Genomic DNA, 25,520 nt, shown 5'->3' on the forward strand with positions numbered 1-25,520 from the left:
TACATAAGCTCATTCCCCTATAGGAGCTGCCGAAGGCTGCGATCTTTTGATCTTTATGAAATTTAGATATGTAAACGCGACACGGAAATGTCGCGCATCGGAATGTTCGCCCTCAAACAGTGCGTTTCCCGCCCAAATTCGTTAGGCTACTCGCCATTTTTGCGTCCGCGCCCACAAGGCAGCCACGCGCTAAAAGGGTTGGTCTCATACGGACCGACAGCATTTCCCTCACCCATAGGGAAATCCCTCTCTAAATTCCGATTCAGTAGTGTGGTATTTCCTTAATGAAAGTGTTGAAAGGCCAGGACATCCTGGCACTTGGTTTTATGACGTTTGCCCTGTTCGTCGGGGCTGGCAACATCATCTTCCCGCCTATCGTCGGTTTGCAGTCCGGGCCTCATGTCTGGATGGCGGCGCTGGGTTTCCTCGTCACCGCGGTCGGCCTGCCGGTGATCACCGTTGTAGCGTTGGCCAAGGTTGGTGGCGCAATGGATGCGTTAAGCAGCCCGATCGGTAAAGTGGCCGGTGGTGTGTTGGCAGCCGCTTGCTACCTCGCTGTTGGCCCGCTGTTCGCCACGCCGCGCACGGCGACCGTGTCCTTCGAAGTGGGCCTGGCGCCGCTGACCGGCGAGAGCCCGCTGGCGCTGTTCCTCTACAGCTCGGTTTACTTCCTGCTGGTGTTCTTCATCTCGCTGTATCCGGGCCGTTTGCTGGATACCGTAGGACGTTTCCTCGCACCGCTGAAGATCATCGCGCTTGCTGTTCTGGGCATCGCCGCATTCGCCTTGCCGGCGGGTGACATTGGCCATGCGACGCCTGAGTACGTGGCGGCACCGTTCTCCCAGGGCTTCATCAATGGTTACCTGACCATGGATACCCTCGGTGCCTTGGTGTTCGGCATTGTTATCGTCAACGCCATCCGTTCCCGCGGCGTCGAGTCGCCAGCACTGATCACCCGTTACGCGATCATCGCCGGTCTGATTGCCGGTGTGGGCCTGGCACTGGTTTACGTCAGCCTGTTCCGTCTCGGTTCGGGCAGCCATGAAGTGGCTGCCGGCGCGACCAACGGTGCGGCGGTGCTGCACGCTTACGTGCAACACACGTTCGGTTCGTTGGGCAGCGGTTTCCTCGCGGTGCTGATCTCCCTGGCGTGCCTGGTGACGGCGGTCGGTCTGACCTGTGCCTGCGCCGAATACTTCAGCCGTGTGCTGCCGCTGTCCTACAAGACGCTGGTGATCATTCTTGCTGCGTTCTCGCTGCTGGTGTCCAACCTGGGCCTGACCAAGCTGATTGCGTTCTCGATCCCGGTACTGACTGCGATCTACCCGCCGTGCATCGTTCTGGTGGCGTTGAGCTTCTGCAAGGACTTCTGGCATGAGCAGAGTCGTATTCTCGGCCCGGTGATGCTGGTGTCGTTCATCTTCGGCCTGATCGATGCCCTCAAGGGTGCTGGTCTGGCGGAGTGGATGCCGAGCCAGATGGCACACCTGCCGCTGAGCGAGCAAGGTCTGGCGTGGCTGGTGCCGTCGGTGATGACTTTGGTAGTTGCTGTAGTTTGCGACCGTCTGCTGGGCAAGCGCGAAGAAGCCTTGGCCTAAGTCGTTTCACGACCCACCACAAGCGGGTCTGGAGCAGAAACAGAAATGCCCCGTATCAATCGATACGGGGCATTTTTTTTATCTGGAGATGCGGTGCCTTTTTCGTTGGGCTAACGTCGAAGCCTTACCTGGAGGAGCAAGGCTTGCCCGCGATGGCGGTATAACATTCGATACCTTTGTTGATTGACGCACCGCCATCGCGGGCAAGCCATGCTCCTACAGGGGTCACCTATGCCAACATCTCACAGGGAATTGCATGTCGTTCATCCAAGCCAACCTGATCCACATTCTTGCCGCCGTCTGGTTCGTAGTCTGCTGGGGCGGTTACACCCGCTATGCCACCTGGAAGGGCCGCGACACCGCGTGCCTCGCCAGCGTTCTGCATCTTTACCGCGAAGACTGGATGCGCCGCATGTTGCTGCGTGACAACCGCATCGCGGACGCCAGCGTGATCGGCAATCTGGAACGCAACGCTTCGTTCTTTGCGTCCAGTACGCTGATTATCCTGGCCGGTATTCTCACGGTACTCGGCGCATCGGAGCGGGCGGTGTCGCTGTTGGCGGATATTCCGATGGTGCAACAGGCTTCCCAAGGCATGTCAGAGATCAAGTTGTTGTGCCTGGCCTTGGTGTTCGTCTACGCCTTCTTTACTTTCAGTTGGTGCATGCGCCAGTACAACTTCGCCGCCATTCTGGTGGGTTCGGCACCGATGGTCGGTGAACGGCATGTGTCCGAGCAGGAACGCAAGGCCTTTGCCGCCCGAGCGGCGCGGGTCATTTCCATGGCCGCCAACCAGTTCAACTTCGGCCTGCGCTCTTACTACTTCGGCATGACCATGCTGGCCTGGTTCGTCAGTCCCTGGTTGTTCATGTTGATGAGCGCGGGCGTGGTGTTCGTGCTGTATCGCCGCGAGTTTCACTCCGACGTCCTCGACGTGATGGTCTATACCCCTACAGAGGCGCCATTGCCCGAGGTGAATAGAGAGGCCGCTTGATGAGTATTCCATTCTGGTGTGTGTTCATCAGTGCCTTGCTGATTTACGTGGCGCGTATGCCCGTGAGCAAGGCCATGAAAGAGCAGGGCGGTTACAACAATCACTTGCCGCGCCAACAGCAGGCGCAACTCACAGGCTTGGGTGCCCGAGCGGTGGCGGCACATCAGAATAGTTTCGAAGCGTTCATACTGTTTGCGGTGGGTGTGTTGATGGCGCATACCACGCAGACCGCAGGATGGCTGATTGACTTGCTGGCGATCATCTTTGTGATCACCCGAGTTATCTACTTACTGTGCTATTGGAAAGATCTTACCTGGCAGCGCAGCCTGGTTTGGCTGGTTGGATTAGTCTGTTCGTTGTTGCTGATGATTAGTCCGACTTTTCGAACGATTTTGCTCTAACGCTGGCACTGCAACACAACCTCCAGACAAAAGAAAACCCGCACTCGGCGGGTTTTCTTTTATCACGCTAAAAACTGATTTAGTTTTTAGGTGCTGCTTCTTTTGCTGCGGCTTCGTTCGATTCGGCCTGATCTTTGGCGGCTTCGGCGTTTTCTTTCGCAGCGTCGTTCACTTTATCCTGAGCTTTGCTCATGTCTTGCTGAGCTTGCTCAGCATGTTTGGCAGCATCTTGAGCTTTGTCCTCGGATTTTTTATCGCAGGCAGCGAGACCGAGGGAAGCGGTCAACATCAAGGCAATAGCTAAAGTCTTACGCATGGGGTGTTTCTCCTTGTGGAAAATATCTATCTGGCCTTAAGAGCCCAGGCGTCAGGGTTAAGTTCCTCAAATTGTTCAGATATATAAGTTTGTTCTAACGCGGAACTTTTACCCTGACTGCTACTGCACTGTACGACTATTAAACAAGAGTATTTATCAAATGGCTGAAAACCCCATTTTTGAGCGGGCGACGCGATTTCTCTCGGCATTGCGACATTGTCAGGTCCTGGGTTTGAGGGTGCACAGCGCCAGCAGTGAAGGGCTCACCGTGGTGCTTCCATATAGCCCACATATCGTCGGCAACCCGCAGACAGGCGTCATTCATGGTGGCGCATTGACGTCGCTGATGGACACCGCTTGCGGCATGTCCACCCTCTGCGTGCTGCCGGAATTCGAGGTGTGCCCGACTCTCGATCTGCGTATCGACTACATGCACGCCGCCGAGCCAAATAAGGATGTCTATGGCTTCGCCCAGTGCTACCGGGTAACCACCGACGTGATCTTCGCCCGCGGCTTTGCCTATCAGGATGATCCCGGGCAGCCGATCGCCCATGTCGTGGGCACTTTCATGCGCATGGGTAAAAACATCAGGGGCACCAAGGGCTTTGGTGGCGCCATCGCCGGAGGTACGAAATGACTGATTTTCAAGAACAACTGCAAGCGGCCCATGAGAAGGGCGACTACAGCTCGCTGCTGCAATTGATTCCCTACGCCACGCTGATCGGCGTCGAATGCTCGCGAGTAGGAGATGAGTTGCTGTTTCGTCTGCCGGCCAACAAAGACAACATTGGTAACCCTTTATTGCCCGCGATCCACGGCGGTGTGATTGCCGGCTTCATGGAGCTGTCCGCCGCGTTGCATCTGCTGATTGCTACCGGTTCGCCGGGTGTACCGAAGATTATCGACTTCTCCCTGGATTACCTGCGTGCCGGCCAGTTCCGCGATACCTGGGCTCGCTGCCAGGTTTGCCGCCAAGGGCGACGCGTGGCCAACGTGGCGATTACCGCCTGGCAAAGCACCGAAGGCGAGCCGATTGCCACGGCCCGGGCGCATTTCAAACTTGAGGAGCCCTTGAAATCCTGAACTCAGCCCCCAACTCTGATGACAACCCGCCGCCGACCGCTCAAGGTCGCGGCCAATGCCATCTGATTGGAGTTTGATGACCATGAGTGTGGAAACTCAAAAGGAAACCCTGGGCTTCCAGACCGAGGTAAAGCAGCTGCTGCACCTCATGATCCATTCGCTGTATTCCAACAAGGAAATTTTCCTTCGCGAATTGATCTCGAACGCCTCTGACGCTGTAGACAAATTACGTTTCGAAGCGCTGTCCAAGCCAGAACTGCTGGAAGGTGGCGCCGAGCTGAAAATCCGCGTGAGTTTCGACAAGGACGCTAAAACCGTCACCCTCGAAGACAACGGTATCGGCATGAGCCGCGAGGATGCGATTACGCACCTGGGCACCATCGCCAAATCCGGCACCGCCGATTTCATGAAGCACCTGACCGGCGACCAGAAGAAAGACTCGCACCTGATCGGCCAGTTCGGTGTCGGTTTCTACTCCGCATTCATCGTCGCCGACAAAGTCGACGTGTACAGCCGTCGTGCCGGCAGCGCCGCAAGCGAAGGCGTGCACTGGTCGTCCAAGGGCGAAGGCGATTTCGAAGTTGCAACGATTGAGAAAGCCGAGCGCGGCACTCGCATCGTCCTGCACCTGAAATCCGCTGAAGACGAGTTTGCCGATGGCTGGCGTCTGCGCAACATCATCAAAAAGTACTCCGATCACATCGCCTTGCCGATCGAGTTGCCGAAAGAAGTGGCAGCCGCCGAAGGCGAAGAGCAACCGGCCGTTGAGTGGGAAACCGTCAACCGCGCCAGTGCCCTGTGGACCCGTCCGCGTACCGACATCAAGGACGAGGAATACCAGGAGTTCTACAAGCACATCGCTCACGACTTCGAAAACCCGCTGAGCTGGAGCCACAACAAGGTCGAAGGCAAGCTGGAATACAGCTCGCTGCTGTACGTGCCGAGCCGTGCTCCGTTCGATCTGTACCAGCGTGAAGCGCCGAAAGGCCTGAAGCTGTACGTGCAGCGCGTGTTCGTCATGGATCAGGCCGAGTCGTTCCTGCCGCTGTACCTGCGCTTCATCAAAGGTGTGGTGGACTCCAACGACCTGTCGCTGAACGTGTCGCGGGAAATCCTGCAGAAAGACCCGATCATTGACTCCATGAAGTCGGCGCTGACCAAGCGCGTGCTCGACATGCTGGAAAAACTGGCGAAGAACGAGCCTGAGCAATACAAAGGTTTCTGGAAAAACTTCGGTCAGGTCATGAAGGAAGGCCCGGCAGAAGATTTCGCCAACAAGGAAAAAATCGCCGGTCTGCTGCGTTTCGCATCGACCAACGGCGACGAAGGCGAGCAGGTTGTTGGCCTGGCCGAATACCTGGCACGCGCCAAGGAAGGTCAGGACAAGATTTACTACCTGACCGGCGAAACCTACGCACAAGTCAAAAACAGCCCGCACCTGGAAGTCTTCCGCAAGAAAGGCATCGAAGTGCTGCTGCTGACCGACCGTATCGACGAGTGGCTGATGAGCTACCTCAACGACTTCGACGGCAAGAGCTTTGTCGACGTGGCGCGCGGTGACTTGGACCTTGGCAACCTGGATTCGGAAGAAGACAAGAAAGCCGCGGAAGAAGTCGCCAAGGCCAAAGAAGGTCTGGTTGAGCGTCTGAAAACCGCGCTGGGCGAATCTGTAGCCGAAGTGCGGGTTTCCCATCGTCTGACCGACTCTCCGGCGATCCTCGCCATCGGCGAGCAGGACCTGGGCCTGCAGATGCGTCAGATCCTCGAAGCCAGCGGTCAGAAGGTTCCGGATTCGAAGCCGATCTTCGAATTCAACCCGGCTCACCCGCTGATCGAGAAGCTCGACAACGAGCAGAGCGACGAGCGCTTCGGCGACCTGTCGCACATCCTCTTTGATCAGGCGGCCCTGGCGGCCGGCGACAGCTTGAAAGATCCGGCAGCGTATGTGCGTCGTCTGAACAAGCTATTGGTTGAGCTATCGGCTTAACTGCGTTGCAAGAAAACCCGCTTCGGCGGGTTTTTTCATTCTGGTGTTCAATTATCAGGAGTCAGAAATGAGCCAAATCACTGTACGTTCCGTGGCCTATCAGATTGATGGTCAATCCTATGAAAGCCGTCTGGCCTTCGATGCGGACCATAAAGGTCCGCGTCCGGGTTTGTTGATGGCGCCGAACTGGATGGGCGTCAGCGCCGGAGCGGAGGAGATCGCCAAGTCAGTGGCGGCCAAGGGTTACGTGGTGCTGATCGCGGACCTCTACGGTCAATCGGTTCGTCCGACGAACAATGACGAGGCGGGCGCGGCGATGATGCCGTTGAAGAATGACCGTCCGTTGTTGCGCAAGCGGATGCAAGTGGCATTCGAACAGCTGCAGGGTCAGGGCGAAGCCGCGGTTGATACCTCGAAGCTGGCGACCTTCGGTTTCTGCTTTGGCGGTTGCTGCGCCCTCGAATTCGCCCGTACCGGTGCGCCGGTGAAGGCGGCGGTTTCGTTCCATGGCACGTTGGACACGCCGAATCCGGCTGATGCGAAAGACATCAAGGGTAAGGTCCTGGTGCTGCACGGCGCCTCCGATCCATTGGTGCCGAAAGAGCAACTGCCGGCGTTCGAAGATGAAATGAATGCGGCGGGCGTGGATTGGCAGCTGCTGAGCTACGGCGGTGCATTCCACTCGTTCACCGATCCGCACGCGAATGTGCCGGGGATGATGATGTACGACGCCAAGGTCGCTGCCCGGGCGTTCACTTCGATGCATAACTTGCTGGATGAAGTGTTCAAGGGCTGAGCATGATTTGGCCGGTGTAAGTGCGGGCCTCATCGCGAGCAAGCTCGCTCCCACAGGGTTCGGTGGTGTACACGATCACATCATTCACTGTGGGAGCGGGCTTGCCCGCGAAGGCGGCCTGGCAGGCGATGTAGAACTCAGGGCAACTCGATCCTCTCAACTTCCCCCGGCACCGTCGGCCAATCCCCGGCCGCCCACTTGCGCCGCGCCTCATCAATCGCCGCCGGATCGCTCGCCACAAAATTCCAGTTGATCCGTCGTGGGCCGTCCAGTGGAGCGCCTCCAAACAGCACCGCATGCGTGTCGCTGTCAGCGGATAAAGTCATTTCCTCCCCGGCAGGCAAAACCACCAGCGAATGCGGCTCTATCACCTCGCCATCCAGTTGCGCTTCTCCGCTCAACACATACAGCGCGCGCTCTTCATGCTCGGTGGGGATCAGCAGCGTCGTGGCCGTTTGCAGGTTCAGTTCCGCGTACAGCGTAGGAGACAGCACCGGCACCGGCGATTCCAGGCAGAAGCCTGACCCGGCAATCATGCGGATCTTCACCCCGAGGTTATCGCTGACCGGCAACGTAGCGGCTGGGTGATGGCTGTAATGCCCCGGACCTTGTTCATGATCCTTCGGTGAGGCCAGCCAGATCTGCAAACCGTGCATCCTGAAACTTTGCTCCCACAACGGTTGCGGTGTGCGTTCAACGTGGGCGATGGCGCTGCCGGCAGTCATCCAGCTCACGTCGCCGGCATTGACCAACTGATCCGAGCCGAGGCTGTCCTTGTGCTGGATCTGGCCTTCAAACAGGTAGGTGAGGGTCGACAGGCCGATATGCGGGTGCTGGCGGATGTTCATACCTTTGCCCGCCGGATACTCGGTTTCGAGCATGTGGTCGAAAAACACGAACGGCCCGACGCTGCGGCACTTGGCTGACGGCAACGGGCGAAGAATCGGCTGGCCTTCGACATCTTCGGCGCGGGGGCGGATCACGAGCGGAGTGTTCATGGTGCATTCCAGGCTGAGCGGGTGATGCGGTCGAGCATAACCCGCTTGCGCAGACCTTGCCGCTATTGGCTGAACGCACCTTCGGAGAGATGGGTTTCGATGCTGACTTCGCTGGTGGTCATCAACTTGTGGATCGGGCAGCGATCGGCCACGCGGTGCAGTTCGTCACGCTGGGCATCGGTCAGTACACCCTTGAGGGTCAGTTTGACGTGGAGGGCGTATTTGCCTTTCTGCTCCTGGCTGTTGTCGCGCTTGACCTCGACGCCGACACCGGTGAGCGGGATGTCTTTTTTCTTCGCGTACATTTTCAGGGTCAGGGCCTTGCAGGCACCGAGGGCGGCGTCGAAGTAATCGTGCGGCTCCGGCGCCGATCCCTCGCCGCCCGACGCTACAGGCACATCGGCAAAGAGTTCGTGGTCATCGATCTGGACGCTGTGACGAAAACCTTCAGCGGAAACGGTGTTGACGGTGACAGTCATGGGAAACCTCGCAGGCGACAGGAAAACTCATTCGATCAAAAAAGACCTTGAAGGTATAGAGCATGCCTGCGGGTGAGCGTTCCGGTTTTTTGCCCTGCATGAAAAAGCCCCGCGATTGCGGGGCTCCTTCGTATCAATTTGGATCAGTTGCCTTTGACAGCCTTGCCGTTGACCTTGCCGTCCAGGAGCATGATGTTGTACTCCTTGCCGTCGGTTTCGACCTGTTGCAGGCGGACCAGCAGGTAATCCCAATCCTTGGCGAACCACAGCACGGTGATGCGCTTGCTTTGTGTCGGGTCGCGCACGCGCTCGACCTTGATTGCATCGATCTGACCAGCCTTGGTGTCGACCTTTTCCGAACCCAGCACGCGGAAGTCATAGGTATCGACTTCGCCATCATCGACAACCTGATAGCTCATGCTTTTTTTGCCGGCGGCCACATCATGCTGCAGCGCCAGTTGATAGGTGGATTTGTCGACCATGCCGCGGTTCAGCGGAATGTTGACCGCGTCGCCACGATCGGTGCCGGTCACCTTTTTCGCGGCCCAGTCGAAGTCCAGGTCGGCTTTCTTGGCTTTACCCAGGCCGCCACGTTCGAAGTGGTAGGACTGTGGCAGCAAGGTGTCCTTGTCGACGGTCAGGGTGCTTTCTTCGGACAGGCTGGCGATCATCATCGAAGCCTTGAAGCTGAGCTTCCAGACGCCGTTGGCTTCCTTGGTCAGGCTGCGTTCGGCGGTGCCGCTCATGGGCAATTGCTTCCAGTCAGCGGTGTAGCTGGCGGAGAAGGGTTGAAGGTCTGCGGCCTGCGCGAAGGGCAAGGCAAGCAGAGCGCAAGCGAAGAGCAGGGCACGACGCATAAAATCTCCTAGATTCGAATCAAGTGGCCGCTGGCCGCGAGTAACTGTCCATCCAGTAAAGCACCCTGATCGCCGAGTGATAGCCGGCCTTCGGCAAACCAGCGCACGGCCATCGGGTAGATCAGGTGTTCCTGTACATGGACTCGCTGCGCCAGACTCTGCGGCGAGTCGTGCAACTCTACCGGTATTACTGCCTGTACGACCAGTGGTCCGCCATCGAGTTCCTCGGTGACGAAGTGCACGGAGCAGCCGTGTTCAGTGTCGCCGGCTTCCAGCGCGCGCTGATGAGTGTGTAACCCTTTGTATTTGGGTAGCAGCGAGGGATGGATGTTGAGCAGGCGACCCTGGTAATGGCGTACGAAATCAGCGCTGAGAATGCGCATGAAACCGGCCAGCACCACGAGTTTGGGATTGAATTCGTCGATCAGTTCGATCAGTGCGGCATCGAAGGCTTCGCGGCCCTCGAAAGCCTTGTGATCCAGGGAGCGGGTGTCGATACCCGCGTCCCTGGCACGTTGCAGGCCGTAGGCGTCGGCGCGGTTGGAAATCACCGCAGCGACGCGGACCGGGCTGTCGCCGGTCCGCGTGCTGTCGATCAAGGCCTGCAAGTTACTGCCAGTGCCGGACAACAGCACCACCACATCACAGGTCTGGTGCATCAATGAGCCTTGAGGTTCTTCAGTTCGACCTGAGCCGCGCCTTCGGCAGCGGTGGAGATCTGGCCGATGACCCAAGGCTGCTCGCCGGCTTCACGCAGGACGTTCAGGGCGGTTTCAACGTGCTCTTGAGCCACGCAGATGACCATGCCCACGCCGCAGTTCAGCACGCGGTGCATTTCGTTTTCGTCGACGTTGCCTTTCTCTTGCAGCCAGTCGAACACCGCCGGGCGGGTCCAGCTCGCCACGTCAACCACGGCTTGTGCGCCTTTTGGCAGAACGCGCGGGATGTTGTCCAGCAGGCCGCCACCGGTGATGTGGGCCATGGCTTTGACGGCGCCGGTTTCCTTGATCAGCTTAAGCAGCGGCTTCACGTAGATGCGGGTCGGGGCCATCAGCAGGTCGGTCAGCGGCTTGCCGTCGAGCTGGGTGTTTTCGATGTCGGCACCGGAGACTTCGATGATCTTGCGGATCAGCGAGTAACCGTTGGAGTGCGGGCCGGAGGACGGCAGGGCGAGCAGGGCATCGCCGGCAGCGACTTTGGAGCCGTCGATGATTTCGGACTTTTCCACCACGCCGACGCAGAAACCGGCCAGGTCGTAGTCTTCGCCTTCGTACATGCCAGGCATTTCAGCGGTTTCGCCGCCGACCAGGGAGCAGCCGGACAGCTCGCAGCCAGCGCCGATGCCGGTCACGACCTGGGTCGCGGTTTCGACGTTCAGTTTGCCGGTGGCGTAGTAGTCGAGGAAGAACAGCGGCTCGGCGCCGCACACGACCAGGTCGTTGACGCACATGGCAACCAGGTCAATGCCGATGCTGTCGTGCTTGTTCAGGTTCAGTGCCAGGCGCAGCTTGGTGCCGACGCCGTCAGTACCGGAAACCAGCACAGGCTGCTTGTAGCCGGCCGGGATTTCGCAGAGGGCGCCGAAACCGCCCAGGCCGCCCATGACTTCCGGGCGCGCAGTGCGCTTGGCGACGCTCTTGATGCGTTCGACCAATGCTTCACCGGCGTCGATGTCTACACCGGCGTCCTTGTAGCTCAGGGAGGGTTGCTTGCTCATGATCCAGGCCTTTAGGGGGGATTCAGGGGTAACGACCGAGTCCAGCGGGGCCGCCGAAATCGACGAAGGCGATTGCCTCACGCGAATTTCGAGGGTGCCCGGCTGTTGCCGGTCTGCGAAGGCGCGCGATTTTATCAGGCTTGAAGGGCAGCGGCCATCCTCAGGCCGACGGCAGGGGCATATCCGCCTAAAAAAACCGTAATTCTTTTACGTTGATGGCATCCTGCTGACCTGCGCAAGGTATCGCCATTAACCGTCTATCGTTATGACAGTGCGAAAACTTACCCAGGACGTGTGAATGTTTTGCGCCGGGCGATGGTCACAGCCTTGCTCGATCGTCTCATGCGATCTGTTCCAGCCGCTCTTGTCGTCAGGAATCTTCCATGCGTTTTTGTAAATTCTTGTTTGTGGGCTGTTTGTCATTGGTCAGCCTGGTCAGTCATGCCGAAACCGTCAAAGGCCTTTATCAAGTTCGCGAACCGGTCAGTGGCCAGTCGCCGGAAGAGCGCGACCAGGCGACCCAGCGCGCCCTCGATACGCTGGTCCTGCGCCTGACGGGCGACCCCAAGGCAGCGCAAAGTCCGGGCTTGGCGGCGGTCCGCAAAGAGCCGCAACAAATCATCACTCAGTTTGGCTATGACGCCGGACCGCCGGAAGTCCTGAAGATCGATTTCGATCCGAGTACCACCGAACAGGCATTGCGTCGTGCCGGGCTGGCCATGTGGGGCGCCAATCGGCCATCGATCCTCGGGTGGTGGCTGAACGACAACACCGATGGTTCGAGCCTGGTGGGCGATGGCCAGGCCAGTGCGGCCCCGCTGCGTCGTGCGGCGCAGCACCGTGGCTTGCCATTGCGTTTGCCACTGGCGGATTTGAATGAACAGATCGTCGCTACCGCACCAAATCTGGAAAGTGCTGATCCGGCGCCGCTGCGCAGCGCCTCGGAACGTTACAATGCCGACGCCTTGCTGGCGGTGCATGCTCGCGAAGAAGGTGGTCAGTGGCAAGCCAAGTGGCGTTTGTGGCTGGGCGATCAAAAAGAGGCGGGCAGTGTTCAGGGGGCGGATCAGGCAGCCGTGGCGGACGCCGTGATGCTGGCGGTCAACGAGCGACTGGCGCCGCGATTCGTCGCCAAACCCGGGGCTTCGACCCCGCAGTTGCTGGAAGTGAAAGGCATGAATCTTGAGCGTTATGCCACGCTGGGGCGTTTGCTTGAACCATTTGGCGGGCGTCCGCAAAGCGTCGATGGTGACCGCATTCTTTATCGGGTCAATGGCAGTGCCGAACAGTTGCGGGCGCAATTGTCGCTGGCGAAATTGCAGGAGGTCGCCGTGGAGTCGGCACCCGCTCCAGCCCCTGTGGCACCTGTTCCGCCAGCGGCTGACGGTACAGCGCCTCCAGTCGTAGCGCCTGCGCCGGCACCGACACCGCAAATGAGTTTCCGCTGGTAGGTTTTTCTTTCTTTATATAGAAGCAATGGAGTGGTTCATGGCCGATACGCGGCGTTGGTTCTGGTTGGGTGCAGTGGTCTTGCTCTGCGCGTTTATCTGGCTGTTGCATCCGATCCTCACGCCGTTCCTGGTGGCGTTGCTCCTGGCTTATCTGTTCGATCCGGTGGTGGATCGGCTGGAGAGGGCCGGGCTGTCGCGGACCTGGGGCGTGATCACGGTATTCGCGCTGTTCACCCTGATTGTCACCGCGCTGATGCTGGTGCTGGTGCCGATGCTCGCCAAGCAGTTGTTCCGTTTGTATGAGCTGGCGCCGCAGATGCTCGATTGGCTGCAGCACACCGCATTGCCATGGACGCAATCGAAATTCGGCCTGTCGGAAGGCTTCTGGAGATTCGACAAGCTCAAGGCAGCCATCAGCGAGCACATGGGGCAGACCACTGACATCGTCGGTGTGGTGCTGACGCAAGCCACGGCATCGGGCCTTGCGCTGATTGCCTGGCTGGCCAACCTGGTGCTGATTCCGGTGGTGAGTTTCTATCTGCTGCGGGACTGGGACCTGATGATGGCCAAGATCCGCAGCCTGTTGCCCCGTGATCGCGAAGAGCGCGCGGTGATGCTCGCCGGTGAGTGCCATGAAGTGCTCGGCGCTTTCGTTCGTGGGCAATTGCTGGTGATGGTGGCATTGGGCGTGATTTACGCCGCAGGCTTGATGCTGGTAGGGCTGGAGCTGGGGCTGTTGATCGGTCTGATTGCCGGTCTGGCGGCGATCGTGCCGTACATGGGTTTTGTCATCGGTATCGGTGCGGCCTTGATTGCCGGCCTGTTCCAGTTTGGCGGCGACCTGTATCCGATGGCGGGCATCGTCGCGGTGTTCATGGTCGGTCAAGCGCTTGAGGGTATGGTGCTGACGCCGTTATTGGTGGGGGATCGCATAGGGTTGCACCCGGTGGCGGTAATCTTCGCGATTCTGGCCGGTGGTGAATTGTTCGGTTTTACCGGTGTTTTGCTGGCGCTGCCGGTGGCGGCCGTGATCATGGTGCTGGTGCGCCATGTGCATGATTTGTATAAGGATTCAGATATCTACAGCGGTGTTGACGAGCCGGAGCTTTAGAAAGCTACGCAGGCAACCCGGATTGATCCCGGGTTGCCACCCGCAGCGCCAAAGAAACTGTCATAAAACCGGAGCGTCAATGCAAACCTTTGATTTTGCTTGTGGTCTGTCGCATTGTGCGGTCGGCTTCACGGGTATAAACTTCGCAAACTTTACACAGAGGCCACTAACGGTTCCTTTGGAACTGTTCAGTCAGCATGAAACCGATTCAGCTGCCCCTAGGTGTGCGTCTGCGTGACGACGCCACCTTTATCAACTACTACCCAGGCGCCAATGCCGCTGCACTCGGCTATGTCGAGCGGCTGTGCGAAGCCGACGCCGGGTGGACCGAAAGCCTGATTTACCTCTGGGGCAAGCATGGGGTAGGGCGCACGCATCTGTTGCAGGCCGCGTGCCTGCGGTTCGAGCAGATGGGTGAACCGGCGGTGTACCTGCCGTTGGCCGAGTTGATGGATCGCGGCATCGAAATCCTCGACAACCTTGAACAGTACGAGCTGGTCTGCCTGGACGACTTGCATGCAGTGGCAGGCAAAGCGGATTGGGAAGAGGCGCTGTTCCATCTGTTCAATCGTCTGCGTGACAGCGGTCGGCGTTTGCTGATTGCCGCGTCGACTTCACCGCGTGAATTGCCGGTGAAACTGGCGGACCTTAAATCCCGCCTGACCCTGGCGCTGATCTTCCAGATGCGCCCACTCTCCGACGAAGACAAATTGCGCGCCCTGCAACTGCGTGCGTCCCGTCGTGGTTTGCACCTGACCGACGAGGTCGGGCATTTTATTCTGACTCGCGGCACCCGCAGCATGAGTGCGCTTTTCGAATTGCTTGAACAGCTCGATCAGGCCTCCCTTCAAGCGCAGCGCAAGCTGACCATTCCCTTCCTGAAAGAAACCCTCGGCTGGTAGCTGAGCCCGGTAAATTCGGGGGTTGCAACGGTATTAGGCATATTTCAGGCGCCAGAAAATCCGCTTTCCTGCGCTGGGCAGGCCGCGCGAACGATCAAAATGGGCTTAAGCGCTTAGATGTAAACGAGAAACCGAGAAGTCACAAAAAGATCGATTGAATTTGCAAATGAGGTTGATAGCGGGCATAGTCTCGGCTTCTTTACAACTATCAGCCACGGTCGTGCCCATGCTAAATCGCTTTGCACCCCTCGTGCCTCTCGCACTCGTTACCCTGTTGTTCGGTTGCGCTGCTCACTCTCCAGTGTCGCAGCAAGCGCAACAACAGCAGGCTCAAAACTCGGTTACCGCCCAGTCTTCCGTTCGTTATCAAGACTCTCTTTACCAGGAAGAAGTGGCCACCGAAAAAGAACTGGCAGCCTTTGCCGACGGCAAGTCCTACCAGCTTCCGGTTCTGGCCGACAGCATCCTCGAACGCGGCATGTCCCTGATCGGTACCCGTTACCGTTTCGGCGGTACCTCTGAAGCCGGTTTCGATTGCAGCGGTTTCATCGGCTATCTGTTCCGTGAAGAAGCCGGCATGAACCTGCCGCGCTCCACCCGCGAAATGATCAACGTAGACGCACCACTGGTCTCGCGCAGCAAGCTTGAGCCGGGTGATCTGCTGTTCTTCGCAACCAACGGCCGTCGCGGTCGCGTGAGTCACGCCGGGATCTACCTGGGTGACAACCAGTTCATCCATTCCAGCAGCCGCCGCAGCGGTGGTGTGCGGATCGATAGCCTCGGCGACAGCTACTGGAGCAAGACCTTCATCGAAGCCAAGCGCGCACTCGCCATGGCTCCAGGTGCTTCCCCGATCGTCACCGCACGCAAGTAAGCGGACAGTTTGTAAGGTGAACTTAAAGTCTTACTTGAAGTTTGCCTGATAAGCGCTAGAATTCTGATCTATCAATGATGGCAAACCGCCTGCGTACTGCGCAGGCGGTTTTCTTTTCTGCGTCCCCAGCAGAAAAAAGCCGCAGCCAGATCAGGATGCTCTGCTTATGTCGACGTCGGCCCGCCTCGCAATCATGTTCCTCGCAGCGCTGCTCAGCGCTTGCGCCAGTCGTACACCGCCGCCAGCGCCGGTGGTTCGCGCGCCCATCGTATTCGGTCCTTCCCAAGCCTTTTCGCCTGAAGCGGAAGACGTGCTGTTTCGCGCGTTGGGCCTGGTTGGCACGCCTTATCGCTGGGGCGGCAACACGCCAGATTCCGGGTTCGATTGCAGCGGGCTGATCGGCTACGTGTACCGTGATGTCACGGGCATTTCCCTGCCGCGCACGACCCGTGAAATGATTTCCATGCAAGCGGCCAACGTCGGCAAGGAAGGCCTGCAAACGGGTGACCTGGTGTTCTTCGCCACCAATGGCGGTTCCCAAGTCAGCCATGCCGGTATTTACGTCGGCGAAGGTCGTTTTGTCCATGCGCCAGCCACGGGCGGCACGGTCAAGCTCGACAGCTTGTCCAAGGCGTATTGGCAGAAAGCCTACCTGAGCGCCAAACGTGTCCTGCAACCGGAGCATCTCGCGCGCAATCCGTAATAGCCAGAGGTTGTGGTCATGACCGCTCGCACGCTCAATCTCGACGATTCGCTGTACCAATATCTGCTCGACGTGTCCCTGCGCGAGACGCCGCTGCTCAAGCGTTTGCGTGATGAAACCCAGACGCTGCCCATGGCGCGCTGGCAGATTGCGCCGGAGCAGGGGCAGTTTCTCGCGTTGCTGGTGAAACTCACTGGCGCCCGGCGATTGCTGGAAGTCGGCACGTTCACCGGTTACAGCGCGCTGTGCATGGCGGCGGCATTGCCGGATGACGGTTCGCTGATCTGCTGCGACATTCCCGGCGATTACAATGCCACGGCCCGCCGTTATTGGCAGGAAGCCGGATTGGCCGGGCGAATCGATCTGCGTCTGGCACCTGCGCTGGAGACCCTTGGCAAGTTGGACCAGCCCGGCCAGTTCGATCTGATGTTCATCGATGCCGACAAGGCCAACTATCCCGCCTATCTGGAACATGCGCTGCGGTTGCTTCGGGTCGGTGGGCTGGCAGTGTTCGATAACACGCTGTGGAGCGGGCGGGTGCTGGAGGACAATCCAGAAAGCGCGGACACCCGCGCGATCCAGGCGCTCAATCGAGCGTTGAAGGATGATGCGCGGGTGGATCTGTCATTGTTACCGTTGGGGGATGGCCTGACGCTTTGTCGTAAGCGCTGAATGCCGACCCTGTGGGAGCGAGCAAGCTCGCTCCCACAAAGTATGCAGTTTGCCGTTATTTAATTGCCGACACCCGCCACACCTTGTTCCCCACATCATCCGCCACCAGTAAATCCCCCTGCTGATCAATCACCACACCCACCGGCCGGCCCATGGCTTTTTCATCTTCATTGAGGAAACCAGTGAGCACGTCCAACGGTTGCCCAACCGGTTTGCCGGCGCTGAAGGGTACGAAAATCACTTTGTAACCACTGTGCGGCTTGCGGTTCCAGGAACCGTGCTGACCGATGAATGCGCCTTCCTTGAACTGAGTCGGCAACGTGTTGCCTTCGGCAAACGTCAAGCCCAGTGACGCGGTATGTGGCCCGACTGCGTAGTCCGGCGCAATTGCCTTGGCCACCAGGTCCAGGTTTTGCGGTTCGACGCGCACGTCGACGTGCTGGCCGTAGTAGCTGAAGGGCCAGCCATAGAACCCGCCGTCCTTGACCGAGGTGATGTAGTCCGGCACCAGGTCGCTGCCGATTTCATCGCGCTCATTGACCGCCGTCCACAGCGCGCCGCTTTGCGGTTCCCAGGCCATGCCGTTGGGGTTGCGCAAGCCTGAGGCGAAGATCCGGTGGTTGCCGGTGGCGCGATCAACTTCCCAGATCGCCGCGCGTCCTTCTTCCTGATCCATGCCGTTTTCGCCGACGTTGCTGTTCGAGCCGACCGTGACGTACAGCTTGCTGCCGTCCTTGCTGGCGATGACGTTTTTGGTCCAGTGGTGATTCAGCGTTCCGCCCGGCAGGTCGACGACTTTGATCGGTTGCGACTTGATGGCCGTGTCGCCGTTTTCATAGTGGAAGCGCAGCAATCGATCGGTATCGGCAACGTACAGATCATTGCCGACGAGGGTCATGCCGAAGGGCGAATTGAGGTTTTCCAGAAACACCGTGCGGGTCTCGGCGATGCCGTCGTGGTTGATGTCACGCAGCAGCGTGATGCGGTTCGGACTCGGTACGCCCGCGCCGGCGCGGCCCATGACTTTCTTGGTGATCCAGCCCTTGATGCCTTTGTTGTCATCGGGTTTGGGCGGGGCGTTGGTTTCGGCGACCAGTACGTCGCCATTGGGCAACACGTATAACCAGCGCGGATGATCGAGGCCCTCGGCAAACGCGGCGACTTGCGTGCCGCTGGCGGCGACGGGTTTTGCGCCATCCGGCCAGCCGATCGCCGGGGCGATGTTCATCGTCGGGAACAGGGTTTTGTTGGGTTCGGGCAACTTGGGCGACGGGCCGGTGCCGTCGGAGACTTGCAGGCTGGAGGTTTCACCGCAAGCGGCGAGCCCTCCGGCGAGAGCGACAACGAATACGAGCTGAGACGTGCGCATTGCTGATCTTCCCTATGAGTGCCTTGATTTAATCATAGAGAAGCGTGGACGCAGGATGGTTCAACCTTCAGCTGCGCGCCTCCTTGAGCAGCACGGCAATGCCGGGGTGATAGTGACCCGCTTCGTTGCGCAATTTGCGATAGGGGTAGGGGAAATACCAGGCCACGGCGCAGGTGTGCTCTTTTTGCAGATCATCGACCATGTCCTGGAGTTCTTCCGGGGTGGCGCCATGCTGGAGTTTTTGCGGTGCGACGAACAGGCAGCCGAGTTTCAGGTCACTGGCGTAGCTGATGCGCTTGGCATCGCTGGTGATGTCATGCAGCGCCTGGGTCAGGTTGAGGCTGTTGACCCGTGGCCAGCGTTGCGTGGCCTGCAGCCAGGCGCGTGTTTCGGGGGTGGCGATGAACAGGTCGGCGCGAGCGTTGCGTTCGCCTTCTTCGAGCTGTTTGCGGGTGGGCGATTGTTGCAGGGTGATCATCTCGGCCATCCACGCGGCGGACGACAGCAGGCCGAGGTTGGCGTTTTCGTCGAGCCAGTAGGGCGTTTCGTTATCGCCGCGCACGGCGTTGTAGCGGTCGATACAGTCAAACCAGCGCTCCAGCACCGGGCGCAGGAATTCGAGCTTCGGATTGCTGATGATCATGCCTTGCATGGGGCTCACCCTTGTTATTGTGTTGTGAGGTTGTGGCTCTTTGATATCACTGCTCGGAGTGTGGCACAAGATTGACGTCAAATTGCTGATCGGCGGCAGTTATTCACTCGCGTGCCCCGTCTTCAATTGACGCTCCACCCCCAACCCTCTAACCTTCGCGGCTTGTTTCAGGTGCTCTGTGGCTTGGGTCGACAGAGTGAAACAGGGAAGTCGGTGAGTGGTCGCTTCAATACATGAAGCCCCGCGATCCCGGCGCTGCCCCCGCAACGGTAAATGAGTGAAAACTGCGTCTTGCGCCACTGTGTCGACTGTCGACATGGGAAGGCACGCAGTCCGGCCAACGCCGCTCATGAGCCCGGAGACCGGCCTGATCCATCCAAGCGGCATCACGGTGGGCGATGCCAGGCTTCTTGCCATCTATTCTTGTGCCTGCCCGCCGTTATTCCTGCCTCAACGGAGAGCTCCCCCATGACTGATACCCCTGATCGTGACGAACGTCATCTGGCGCGCATGCTGCGCAAAAAAGCCGTGATCGACGAACGCATCGCCAATTCCCCGAACGAATGCGGCCTGCTGCTGGTGCTGACCGGCAACGGCAAAGGCAAGAGCAGCTCGGCGTTCGGCATGCTCGCTCGCGCCATGGGCCACGGCATGCAGTGCGGCGTTGTGCAGTTCATCAAGGGCCGCAACAGCACGGGCGAAGAATTGTTCTTCCGGCGCTTCCCGGAGCAGGTGCGTTTCCATGTGATGGGCGAGGGCTTCACCTGGGAAACCCAGGATCGCCAACGCGACATCGCTGCCGCTGAAGCCGCCTGGGCCGTGTCGCAGGAACTGCTGCGCGATCCGTCCATTGGCCTGGTGGTGCTGGATGAGTTGAACATCGCCCTCAAGCACGGCTACCTCGATCTCGATCAAGTACTCAGCGATTTACAGGCGCGCCCGCCGATGCAGCACGTGGTGGTCACCGGTCGCGGCGCCAAGCCGGAGATGATCGAACTGGCTGATACCGTCACCGAGATGGGCATGATCAAGCACGCCTTCCAGGCCGGCATCAAAGCGCAAAAAGGCGTCGAACTGTGAATCAACCCCGTCATTGCCCGGCGGTACTGATTGCCGCGCCGGCCTCCGGTCAGGGCAAGACCACCGTCACTGCCGCACTCGCCCGTTTGCATCGCAATCAAGGGCGCAAGGTGCGCGTGTTCAAATGCGGCCCGGACTTTCTCGACCCGATGATCCTCGAACGCGCCAGCGGTGCGCCGGTGTATCAACTGGACATGTGGATGGTCGGCGAGCAGGAAAGTCGTCGCCTGTTGTGGGAAGCGGCGGGCGAAGCCGATCTGATTCTGATCGAAGGCGTGATGGGGCTGTTCGACGGCACGCCGTCCAGCGCTGATCTGGCGCGTCACTTCGGTGTGCCGGTGCTCGGCGTGATCGACGGCACAGCCATGGCCCAGACCTTTGGCGCATTGGCCTTGGGGCTGGCGCGTTATCAGCCGGACTTGCCGTTTGCCGGGGTCTTGGCCAACCGCGTCGGCACCCTGCGTCATGCACAGTTGCTCGAAGGCAGCCTGACTGAAGGCCTGCGTTGGTACGGCGCATTGTCTCGGGAGACCGGGATCGAACTGCCGAGTCGCCACCTCGGACTGGTGCAGGCCAGCGAGTTGAACGATCTCGATGTGCGTCTGGACGCGGCGGCCGATGCCTTGGCCAGCAGTTGCGAGGTAGCGCTGCCGCCAGCAGTTGAGTTCGCCGCGCCGGACGTAATTACGGCCGAGCCGCTGCTAGCCGGCGTGCGCATTGCCGTCGCCCGGGACGAAGCGTTTGCCTTCACCTATGGCGCCAGTCTCGATTTGCTGCGGGCGATGGGCGCCGAGCTGCTGTTTTTCTCGCCGATCCGTGACGCGCAATTGCCGGAAGCAGACAGCTTGTATCTGCCGGGCGGTTATCCGGAATTGCACCATGTGGCCCTCTCGCAAAACACTTCGATGCTGAACGCAATTCGCACGCACCACGCAGCGGGCAAACCGTTGCTGGCCGAATGTGGCGGCATGCTTTATCTGCTCGATTCGTTGACCGATGTCGAAGGCACTCGTGCCGAATTGGTGGGTTTGTTGAGCGGTGACGCGGTGATGCAAAAACGCCTTGCCGCCCTGGCCTTGCAAGCAGTTGAACTGCCGGAAGGTTCGCTGCGCGGGCACACCTATCACCACTCGCTGACCACCACCGAACTGACGCCGATTGCCCGAGGCTTGAGCCCGAATGGCGGGCGCGGGGCGGAGGCGGTTTATCGTGAGGGGCGGATGACAGCCTCTTATGTGCATTTTTATTTTCCGTCGAATCCAGCGGCGATTGCTGCGTTGTTTGCGCCGGACCTTGAGGCCGCTATCGCTGGCAGGCCAGCTCCCACAGTGAGCGGTGTCGTATCTGAAGAAATGCAATGCCCTGTGGGAGCTGGCTTGCCAGCGATGAGGCCATGACAGACAACGCCTTCTCCGAAGCCGAACGCGCAGCCGTCTACCGCGCCATCGCCGAACGCCGCGACATGCGTCACTTCAGCGGCGGCACGGTCGAGCCCGAGTTGCTCCGGCGCCTGCTCGAAGCCGCGCACCAGGCACCGAGCGTCGGCCTGATGCAGCCTTGGCGTTTCATCCGCATCAGCAACCGCGATTTGCGCGGCAAGATCCAGGCGCTGGTGGAAGAAGAACGCATCCGCACCGCCGAAGCCCTCGGCGAGCGCACCGACGAGTTCATGCAACTTAAGGTCGAAGGCATCAACGACTGCGCGGAAGTGTTGGTCGCCGCGCTGATGGATGACCGCGAGCGACATATCTTCGGGCGTCGTACCCTGCCGGAAATGGACCTGGCTTCGTTGTCCTGCGCGATCCAGAACCTGTGGCTGGCATCCCGTGCTGAAGGATTGGGCATGGGCTGGGTTTCATTGTTCGAACCGCAAGCCCTCGCGGATTTGCTGGGCCTGCCATCCGGCGCCAAGCCACTGGCCATTTTGTGCCTGGGGCCGGTCAAGGAATTCTATCCGGCGCCGATGCTGGTGCTCGAAGGCTGGGCGCAGGCGCGCCCGCTGAGCGAATTGTTGTACGAGAATTATTGGGGAGTGAGTCAATGAGTGTGGCGTTGTTGAGTGTCGCCGCGGTTGCGCTGGATGCGCTGCTGGGTGAACCCAAACGCTGGCATCCGCTGGTGGCGTTCGGTCGATTTGCCGAACGCATCGAGCAACGTTTCAACGGCGGTGGTCGTGGTTGGCGCAGTCATGGTGTCACTGCGTGGGTAATCGCCGTGTTACCGCTGACGTTGCTCGCCACGGCATTTTCCTGGGCGCCTTACGTAGGCTGGATCGTCGAGATTCTCGCGCTCTATTGCGCCCTCGGCATGCGCAGCCTCGGTGAACACGTCGAGCCTGTGGCGAAAGCCCTGCGCAGCGGCGATCTTGAAGAAGCACGCAAGCGCGTCAGTTATCTGGTCAGCCGCAAAACCAGTGAGCTGGATGAAACCGAAGTCGCCCGTGCCGCCACCGAATCGGTGCTGGAGAACGGTAGCGACGCGGTGTTTGCCGCATTGTTCTGGTTTGCCGTGGCCGGTGCGCCGGGCGTGGTGCTCTACCGTTTGAGCAATACGCTGGATGCGATGTGGGGCTATCGCAACGAACGCTTCGAGCGCTTCGGCTGGGCGGCGGCGAAGATCGACGACGTACTCAATTACATTCCTGCGCGTCTGGTGGCAATGACCTACGCGCTTCTGGGCAAAACCCGACTGGCCATGAAGTGCTGGCGCACCCAGGGACCGACCTGGGACAGTCCGAACGCCGGTCCGGTGATGGCGGCGGGCGCTGGTGCGTTGGGTGTCGAGTTGGGCGGGCCGGCGATTTATCACGGCGAACTGCATCAGCGCCCGCAACTGGGCGAAGGTGTGCCGGCGGATGCCGACTCCATCGACCGTGGCTGGCAATTGGTCCAGCGCGGGGTATGGTTATGGCTGCTGATTCTCTGCGTGGGAGCTGAATTTTATGCTTGAACACGGTGGACGGTTGCGCAAGGCGGCGCTCGAATACGGCATCGAGGAAGCCGATTGGCTTGACCTGTCCAGCGGCCTCGCGCCCTGGCCGTTTCCGGTTCCGGATATCCCGCTGCGGGCCTGGGCGCGGCTGCCGGAAACCGATGATGGCCTGGAGCAAGCTGCTTGTGATTACTACGGCACCTTGCAGGCATTGCCGGTCGCCGGTTCGCAGATGGCCATCCAGTTGCTGCCGCGTTTGCGCCGGGCCGGCAAAGTCGGCGTGCTGTCGCCGTGCTACGCCGAACATGCCGAAGCCTGGCGCCGCAATGGCTACATCGTGCGCGAGGTATTGGAGCAGGAAGTCGATTTCTTCGTCGACAGCCTCGACGTGCTGGTAGTGGTCAATCCGAACAATCCCACGGGCCTGAGCCTGACGCCCGCGCGGTTGCTGGACTGGCACGCGCGTCTGGCGCAGCGCGGTGGCTGGCTGGTGGTGGACGAGGCGTTCATGGACAACACGCCGCACTTGAGTGTGGCGCCGTTTGCCCATCAGGTCGGTTTGATCGTGCTGCGTTCGTTCGGCAAGTTTTTCGGCCTGGCCGGTGTGCGTCTGGGATTCGTGCTGGCCGAGCGCAAGCTGCTCAAGCTGCTCGCCGAACAGGTGGGACCGTGGGCGGTCAGTGGGCCGACTCGTGTGTTGGGTCAGGCGTGCCTGCGCGATACCGAAGGGCATATGCGGCAGCGGGTTCGCGCCGACGAGGCCAGCGAGCGTCTCGCGTCATTGCTGGCGCTGCACGGTTTCCAGCCACAGGGCGGCTGTGCGCTGTTCCAATGGCTGATCACCGAGCGCGCCGAAGAATTGCATGAGTTCATGGCCCGGCGCGGCATTCTGCTGCGCTTGTTCGCGCACAACAGCAGCCTGCGCTTTGGCCTGCCGGGCGAGGAAGCGGACTGGATGCGTCTCTCCGCAGCCTTCGAAGCCTTTGCCAAGGACAGCCGATGACCACGCTGATGGTGCAAGGCACCACGTCCGATGCCGGTAAAAGCACACTGGTCACGGCACTGTGCCGATGGGTCACGCGTCAGGGTGTGAGCGTGGTGCCGTTCAAACCGCAGAACATGGCGCTCAACAGCGCCGTGACTGCCGATGGTGGCGAGATCGGTCGCGCGCAAGCGGTGCAGGCCCAGGCCGCGTATCTCGAACCGCACACCGACATGAACCCGGTGCTGCTCAAACCCAACAGCGACACCGGTGCTCAAGTAATTATCCACGGTCGTGCGGTCACGACGATGAACGCCGTGGCTTATCACGACTACAAAGCCATCGCCATGCAAGCGGTGCTGGCCTCCCACGAACGCTTGAGCGCGGCGTATCCGGTGGTGATGGTCGAAGGTGCGGGCTCGCCGGCCGAGATCAATCTGCGTGCCGGCGACATCGCCAACATGGGGTTTGCCGAAGCGGTGGATTGCCCGGTGGTGCTGATCGCCGACATCAATCGTGGCGGGGTTTTCGCGCATCTGGTGGGCACGCTGGAGCTGCTGTCGCCGAGCGAGCAGGCGCGGGTCAAAGGCTTCATCATCAACCGTTTTCGCGGCGACATCGCCTTGCTGCAACCCGGTCTCGACTGGCTTGAAGAGCGCACCGGCAAACCGGTGATCGGGGTGCTGCCCTACGTGATGGACCTGCATCTGGAGGCCGAGGACGGCATCGATCAGCGCCAGACCGACAAGGCCGAGCAGGTCCTGAAAGTTGTGGTGCCGGTGCTGCCGCGCATCAGCAACCACACCGATTTCGACCCGCTGCGCCTGCACCCACAGGTCGACCTGCAATTCGTCGGCCCCGGCCAGGCGATTCCACCGGCCGACCTGATCATTCTCCCCGGCTCGAAAAGCGTGCGCAGCGACCTTGCGTACCTGCGCGCCAATGGCTGGGAAACGGCGATTTCCCGGCATTTGCGCTACGGCGGAAAAGTCTTGGGTATTTGTGGCGGCCTGCAGATGCTCGGCGAACAAGTCCACGATCCATTGGGCCTTGAAGGCGCGCCGGGTTCCAGTGCGGGGCTTGGATTGCTGGCGTTCGAAACGCAGCTCGAACAGGACAAGCAACTGCGCAATGTGCGCGGGCGTCTGGCGCTGGAAGATGCCGAAGTCAGCGGCTATGAAATCCATGCCGGCGTGACCACCGGCCCGGCGCTGGAACACGCTGCCGTGCAACTGGATGACGGTCGTAGCGATGGCGCGCAGAGCGTCGACGGACAGATTTTCGGCAGCTATCTGCATGGCCTGTTCGAGTCCCCGGCGGCGTGCAGTGCACTGCTGCGCTGGGCTGGTTTGCAGGCGGTGCAGGATGTGGATTACCACGGGTTGCGCGAGCGCGATATCGAGCGGCTGGCGGATCTGGTGGAGAAGCATCTGGATACCGGGCTGTTGCGGGAGCTCTGTGGGATTTGAGGTGATTGTGCTGGCCCCTTCGCGAGCAAGCCCGCTCCCACATTGGAACGCGGTCGAATGTGGGAGCGGGTTTGCTTGCGAAGACGGCAGTCGCCTCA

The 25,520-nt window shown here is 59.9% G+C and carries 27 protein-coding genes and 1 riboswitch; of the genes, 19 read left to right on the forward strand and 8 right to left on the reverse strand.

The annotated features are described in order from the left end of the window. Positions 1–284 precede the first annotated feature (284 nt). The 3 genes from brnQ to ACW9JC_RS11235 all read left to right on the forward strand — a co-directional run bounded on the left by brnQ (position 285) and on the right by ACW9JC_RS11235 (position 2,993). On the forward strand, positions 285–1,598 hold the full coding sequence (gene brnQ, locus ACW9JC_RS11225) for a branched-chain amino acid transport system II carrier protein (RefSeq protein ID WP_457455032.1): 1,314 nt from the start codon (positions 285–287) through the stop codon (positions 1,596–1,598). A 256-nt stretch (positions 1,599–1,854) separates the two neighbouring features. Next, positions 1,855–2,592, forward strand: coding sequence for a DUF599 domain-containing protein (locus ACW9JC_RS11230; protein ID WP_457455033.1), 738 nt, complete (start codon positions 1,855–1,857; stop codon positions 2,590–2,592). After that, positions 2,592–2,993 carry an MAPEG family protein gene (locus tag ACW9JC_RS11235; RefSeq protein ID WP_338582315.1) on the forward strand — a complete coding sequence of 134 codons (402 nt, stop codon included), beginning with the start codon at positions 2,592–2,594 and terminating at the stop codon, positions 2,991–2,993. Before ACW9JC_RS11230 ends, ACW9JC_RS11235 begins: the two co-directional genes overlap by 1 nt. 79 nt (positions 2,994–3,072) lie before the next feature. Here the strand turns inward: ACW9JC_RS11235 and ACW9JC_RS11240 are convergent, their stop codons facing one another. Continuing rightward, positions 3,073–3,309: a hypothetical protein gene (locus tag ACW9JC_RS11240; RefSeq protein ID WP_457455034.1), complete on the reverse strand. Its 237-nt coding sequence runs from the start codon at positions 3,307–3,309 to the stop codon at positions 3,073–3,075. A 160-nt stretch (positions 3,310–3,469) separates the two neighbouring features. On the opposite strand from ACW9JC_RS11240, the gene ACW9JC_RS11245 reads away from it, so the two are divergent. From ACW9JC_RS11245 to ACW9JC_RS11260, 4 genes are all read left to right on the forward strand, one after another. Continuing rightward, on the forward strand, positions 3,470–3,946 hold the full coding sequence (locus tag ACW9JC_RS11245) for a PaaI family thioesterase (protein WP_457455035.1): 477 nt from the start codon (positions 3,470–3,472) through the stop codon (positions 3,944–3,946). Next, positions 3,943–4,392 (forward strand): PaaI family thioesterase, encoded by a 450-nt coding sequence (locus ACW9JC_RS11250; protein WP_457455036.1) that lies wholly within the window; start codon positions 3,943–3,945, stop codon positions 4,390–4,392. The genes ACW9JC_RS11245 and ACW9JC_RS11250 overlap by 4 nt, the downstream gene beginning before the upstream one ends. A gap of 82 nt (positions 4,393–4,474) precedes the next feature. Beyond that, entirely contained in the window at positions 4,475–6,379 is a 1,905-nt protein-coding gene (gene htpG, locus ACW9JC_RS11255; RefSeq protein WP_457455037.1) for a molecular chaperone HtpG, read from the forward strand. A gap of 67 nt (positions 6,380–6,446) precedes the next feature. Continuing rightward, positions 6,447–7,175, forward strand: coding sequence for a dienelactone hydrolase family protein (locus ACW9JC_RS11260; RefSeq protein WP_457455038.1), 729 nt, complete (start codon positions 6,447–6,449; stop codon positions 7,173–7,175). 137 nt (positions 7,176–7,312) lie between these two features. On the opposite strand, the gene ACW9JC_RS11265 is transcribed toward ACW9JC_RS11260, so the two are convergent. From ACW9JC_RS11265 to purM, 5 genes are all read right to left on the reverse strand, one after another. Further along, complete coding sequence (locus tag ACW9JC_RS11265; protein ID WP_457455039.1) at positions 7,313–8,173, reverse strand: pirin family protein; 861 nt, start codon at positions 8,171–8,173, stop codon at positions 7,313–7,315. A 62-nt stretch (positions 8,174–8,235) separates the two neighbouring features. Further along, complete coding sequence (locus ACW9JC_RS11270) at positions 8,236–8,652, reverse strand: OsmC family protein (RefSeq protein ID WP_338582309.1); 417 nt, start codon at positions 8,650–8,652, stop codon at positions 8,236–8,238. A gap of 143 nt (positions 8,653–8,795) precedes the next feature. Continuing rightward, positions 8,796–9,509: a DUF3108 domain-containing protein gene (locus ACW9JC_RS11275; RefSeq protein WP_338582308.1), complete on the reverse strand. Its 714-nt coding sequence runs from the start codon at positions 9,507–9,509 to the stop codon at positions 8,796–8,798. An 8-nt stretch (positions 9,510–9,517) separates the two neighbouring features. Next, complete coding sequence (purN, locus tag ACW9JC_RS11280; protein ID WP_457455040.1) at positions 9,518–10,168, reverse strand: phosphoribosylglycinamide formyltransferase; 651 nt, start codon at positions 10,166–10,168, stop codon at positions 9,518–9,520. Beyond that, positions 10,168–11,226 (reverse strand): phosphoribosylformylglycinamidine cyclo-ligase, encoded by a 1,059-nt coding sequence (gene purM, locus ACW9JC_RS11285; protein WP_053156858.1) that lies wholly within the window; start codon positions 11,224–11,226, stop codon positions 10,168–10,170. The genes purN and purM overlap by 1 nt, the downstream gene beginning before the upstream one ends. A 383-nt stretch (positions 11,227–11,609) precedes the next feature. Between purM and ACW9JC_RS11290 the strand changes: the two genes are divergently transcribed. The 6 genes from ACW9JC_RS11290 (at position 11,610) to ACW9JC_RS11315 (ending at position 16,939) form a co-directional block, all read left to right on the forward strand. Then, positions 11,610–12,677, forward strand: coding sequence for a DUF2066 domain-containing protein (locus ACW9JC_RS11290; RefSeq protein ID WP_457455041.1), 1,068 nt, complete (start codon positions 11,610–11,612; stop codon positions 12,675–12,677). A 37-nt stretch (positions 12,678–12,714) separates the two neighbouring features. Beyond that, on the forward strand, positions 12,715–13,788 hold the full coding sequence (locus ACW9JC_RS11295) for an AI-2E family transporter (protein ID WP_457455042.1): 1,074 nt from the start codon (positions 12,715–12,717) through the stop codon (positions 13,786–13,788). Between the two features lie 197 nt (positions 13,789–13,985). Further along, complete coding sequence (hda, locus tag ACW9JC_RS11300; protein WP_338582304.1) at positions 13,986–14,690, forward strand: DnaA regulatory inactivator Hda; 705 nt, start codon at positions 13,986–13,988, stop codon at positions 14,688–14,690. Between the two features lie 226 nt (positions 14,691–14,916). Continuing rightward, positions 14,917–15,564, forward strand: a complete 648-nt coding sequence (locus ACW9JC_RS11305) for a C40 family peptidase (RefSeq protein WP_338582303.1) — start codon at positions 14,917–14,919, stop codon at positions 15,562–15,564. Positions 15,565–15,730: 166 nt separating this feature from the next. After that, the gene (locus tag ACW9JC_RS11310) at positions 15,731–16,267 is read left to right on the forward strand and encodes a C40 family peptidase (protein WP_448108879.1); all 537 of its coding nucleotides are present in this window, start codon (positions 15,731–15,733) and stop codon (positions 16,265–16,267) included. Positions 16,268–16,285: 18 nt separating this feature from the next. After that, positions 16,286–16,939: an O-methyltransferase gene (locus tag ACW9JC_RS11315; RefSeq protein ID WP_457455043.1), complete on the forward strand. Its 654-nt coding sequence runs from the start codon at positions 16,286–16,288 to the stop codon at positions 16,937–16,939. Positions 16,940–16,994: 55 nt separating this feature from the next. On the opposite strand, the gene ACW9JC_RS11320 is transcribed toward ACW9JC_RS11315, so the two are convergent. Together ACW9JC_RS11320 and ACW9JC_RS11325 are read right to left on the reverse strand one after the other, a co-directional pair. Continuing rightward, positions 16,995–18,308, reverse strand: coding sequence for a PQQ-dependent sugar dehydrogenase (locus ACW9JC_RS11320; RefSeq protein ID WP_457455044.1), 1,314 nt, complete (start codon positions 18,306–18,308; stop codon positions 16,995–16,997). 67 nt (positions 18,309–18,375) lie between these two features. Next, complete coding sequence (locus ACW9JC_RS11325) at positions 18,376–18,960, reverse strand: hypothetical protein (protein ID WP_457455045.1); 585 nt, start codon at positions 18,958–18,960, stop codon at positions 18,376–18,378. 152 nt (positions 18,961–19,112) lie between these two features. Further along, positions 19,113–19,345, forward strand: a riboswitch (cobalamin riboswitch). An 83-nt stretch (positions 19,346–19,428) separates the two neighbouring features. Between ACW9JC_RS11325 and cobO the strand changes: the two genes are divergently transcribed. From cobO to ACW9JC_RS11355, 6 genes are read left to right on the forward strand one after another with little or no spacing between them, the layout of a single operon-like run. After that, positions 19,429–20,040, forward strand: a complete 612-nt coding sequence (gene cobO / locus ACW9JC_RS11330; protein ID WP_419709115.1) for a cob(I)yrinic acid a,c-diamide adenosyltransferase — start codon at positions 19,429–19,431, stop codon at positions 20,038–20,040. After that, positions 20,037–21,437, forward strand: a complete 1,401-nt coding sequence (locus ACW9JC_RS11335) for a cobyrinate a,c-diamide synthase (protein WP_457455046.1) — start codon at positions 20,037–20,039, stop codon at positions 21,435–21,437. The genes cobO and ACW9JC_RS11335 overlap by 4 nt, the downstream gene beginning before the upstream one ends. After that, on the forward strand, positions 21,434–22,084 hold the full coding sequence (gene bluB, locus ACW9JC_RS11340; protein ID WP_457455047.1) for a 5,6-dimethylbenzimidazole synthase: 651 nt from the start codon (positions 21,434–21,436) through the stop codon (positions 22,082–22,084). Before ACW9JC_RS11335 ends, bluB begins: the two co-directional genes overlap by 4 nt. Continuing rightward, positions 22,081–22,989 (forward strand): adenosylcobinamide-phosphate synthase CbiB, encoded by a 909-nt coding sequence (gene cbiB / locus ACW9JC_RS11345; RefSeq protein ID WP_448108873.1) that lies wholly within the window; start codon positions 22,081–22,083, stop codon positions 22,987–22,989. The genes bluB and cbiB overlap by 4 nt, the downstream gene beginning before the upstream one ends. After that, entirely contained in the window at positions 22,982–23,974 is a 993-nt protein-coding gene (cobD, locus tag ACW9JC_RS11350; protein ID WP_457455048.1) for a threonine-phosphate decarboxylase CobD, read from the forward strand. Before cbiB ends, cobD begins: the two co-directional genes overlap by 8 nt. Beyond that, positions 23,971–25,422: a cobyric acid synthase gene (locus ACW9JC_RS11355; RefSeq protein WP_457455049.1), complete on the forward strand. Its 1,452-nt coding sequence runs from the start codon at positions 23,971–23,973 to the stop codon at positions 25,420–25,422. The genes cobD and ACW9JC_RS11355 overlap by 4 nt, the downstream gene beginning before the upstream one ends. The last annotated feature ends 98 nt before the right edge of the window (positions 25,423–25,520 follow it).

It is taken from the genome of Pseudomonas sp. SDO5591_S426 (assembly GCF_054070755.1).

Bases quoted from the DNA above. Each gene is read 5' to 3' on its own strand.
- purM (WP_053156858.1), bottom strand. From the start codon at position 11,226: ATGAGCAAGCAACCCTCCCTGAGCTACAAGGACGCCGGTGTAGACATC.
- ACW9JC_RS11325 (WP_457455045.1), bottom strand. From the start codon at position 18,960: ATGCAAGGCATGATCATCAGCAATCCGAAGCTCGAATTCCTGCGCCCG.
- ACW9JC_RS11310 (WP_448108879.1), top strand. From the start codon at position 15,731: ATGTCGACGTCGGCCCGCCTCGCAATCATGTTCCTCGCAGCGCTGCTC.
- ACW9JC_RS11265 (WP_457455039.1), bottom strand. From the start codon at position 8,173: ATGAACACTCCGCTCGTGATCCGCCCCCGCGCCGAAGATGTCGAAGGC.
- cbiB (WP_448108873.1), top strand. From the start codon at position 22,081: ATGAGTGTGGCGTTGTTGAGTGTCGCCGCGGTTGCGCTGGATGCGCTG.
- hda (WP_338582304.1), top strand. From the start codon at position 13,986: ATGAAACCGATTCAGCTGCCCCTAGGTGTGCGTCTGCGTGACGACGCC.
- bluB (WP_457455047.1), top strand. From the start codon at position 21,434: ATGACAGACAACGCCTTCTCCGAAGCCGAACGCGCAGCCGTCTACCGC.
- ACW9JC_RS11305 (WP_338582303.1), top strand. From the start codon at position 14,917: ATGCTAAATCGCTTTGCACCCCTCGTGCCTCTCGCACTCGTTACCCTG.
- ACW9JC_RS11290 (WP_457455041.1), top strand. From the start codon at position 11,610: ATGCGTTTTTGTAAATTCTTGTTTGTGGGCTGTTTGTCATTGGTCAGC.
- ACW9JC_RS11235 (WP_338582315.1), top strand. From the start codon at position 2,592: ATGAGTATTCCATTCTGGTGTGTGTTCATCAGTGCCTTGCTGATTTAC.
- cobD (WP_457455048.1), top strand. From the start codon at position 22,982: ATGCTTGAACACGGTGGACGGTTGCGCAAGGCGGCGCTCGAATACGGC.
- ACW9JC_RS11270 (WP_338582309.1), bottom strand. From the start codon at position 8,652: ATGACTGTCACCGTCAACACCGTTTCCGCTGAAGGTTTTCGTCACAGC.
- ACW9JC_RS11275 (WP_338582308.1), bottom strand. From the start codon at position 9,509: ATGCGTCGTGCCCTGCTCTTCGCTTGCGCTCTGCTTGCCTTGCCCTTC.
- ACW9JC_RS11320 (WP_457455044.1), bottom strand. From the start codon at position 18,308: ATGCGCACGTCTCAGCTCGTATTCGTTGTCGCTCTCGCCGGAGGGCTC.
- ACW9JC_RS11355 (WP_457455049.1), top strand. From the start codon at position 23,971: ATGACCACGCTGATGGTGCAAGGCACCACGTCCGATGCCGGTAAAAGC.
- cobO (WP_419709115.1), top strand. From the start codon at position 19,429: ATGACTGATACCCCTGATCGTGACGAACGTCATCTGGCGCGCATGCTG.
- brnQ (WP_457455032.1), top strand. From the start codon at position 285: ATGAAAGTGTTGAAAGGCCAGGACATCCTGGCACTTGGTTTTATGACG.
- ACW9JC_RS11260 (WP_457455038.1), top strand. From the start codon at position 6,447: ATGAGCCAAATCACTGTACGTTCCGTGGCCTATCAGATTGATGGTCAA.
- ACW9JC_RS11295 (WP_457455042.1), top strand. From the start codon at position 12,715: ATGGCCGATACGCGGCGTTGGTTCTGGTTGGGTGCAGTGGTCTTGCTC.
- purN (WP_457455040.1), bottom strand. From the start codon at position 10,168: ATGCACCAGACCTGTGATGTGGTGGTGCTGTTGTCCGGCACTGGCAGT.
- ACW9JC_RS11250 (WP_457455036.1), top strand. From the start codon at position 3,943: ATGACTGATTTTCAAGAACAACTGCAAGCGGCCCATGAGAAGGGCGAC.
- ACW9JC_RS11230 (WP_457455033.1), top strand. From the start codon at position 1,855: ATGTCGTTCATCCAAGCCAACCTGATCCACATTCTTGCCGCCGTCTGG.
- ACW9JC_RS11315 (WP_457455043.1), top strand. From the start codon at position 16,286: ATGACCGCTCGCACGCTCAATCTCGACGATTCGCTGTACCAATATCTG.
- htpG (WP_457455037.1), top strand. From the start codon at position 4,475: ATGAGTGTGGAAACTCAAAAGGAAACCCTGGGCTTCCAGACCGAGGTA.
- ACW9JC_RS11245 (WP_457455035.1), top strand. From the start codon at position 3,470: ATGGCTGAAAACCCCATTTTTGAGCGGGCGACGCGATTTCTCTCGGCA.
- ACW9JC_RS11240 (WP_457455034.1), bottom strand. From the start codon at position 3,309: ATGCGTAAGACTTTAGCTATTGCCTTGATGTTGACCGCTTCCCTCGGT.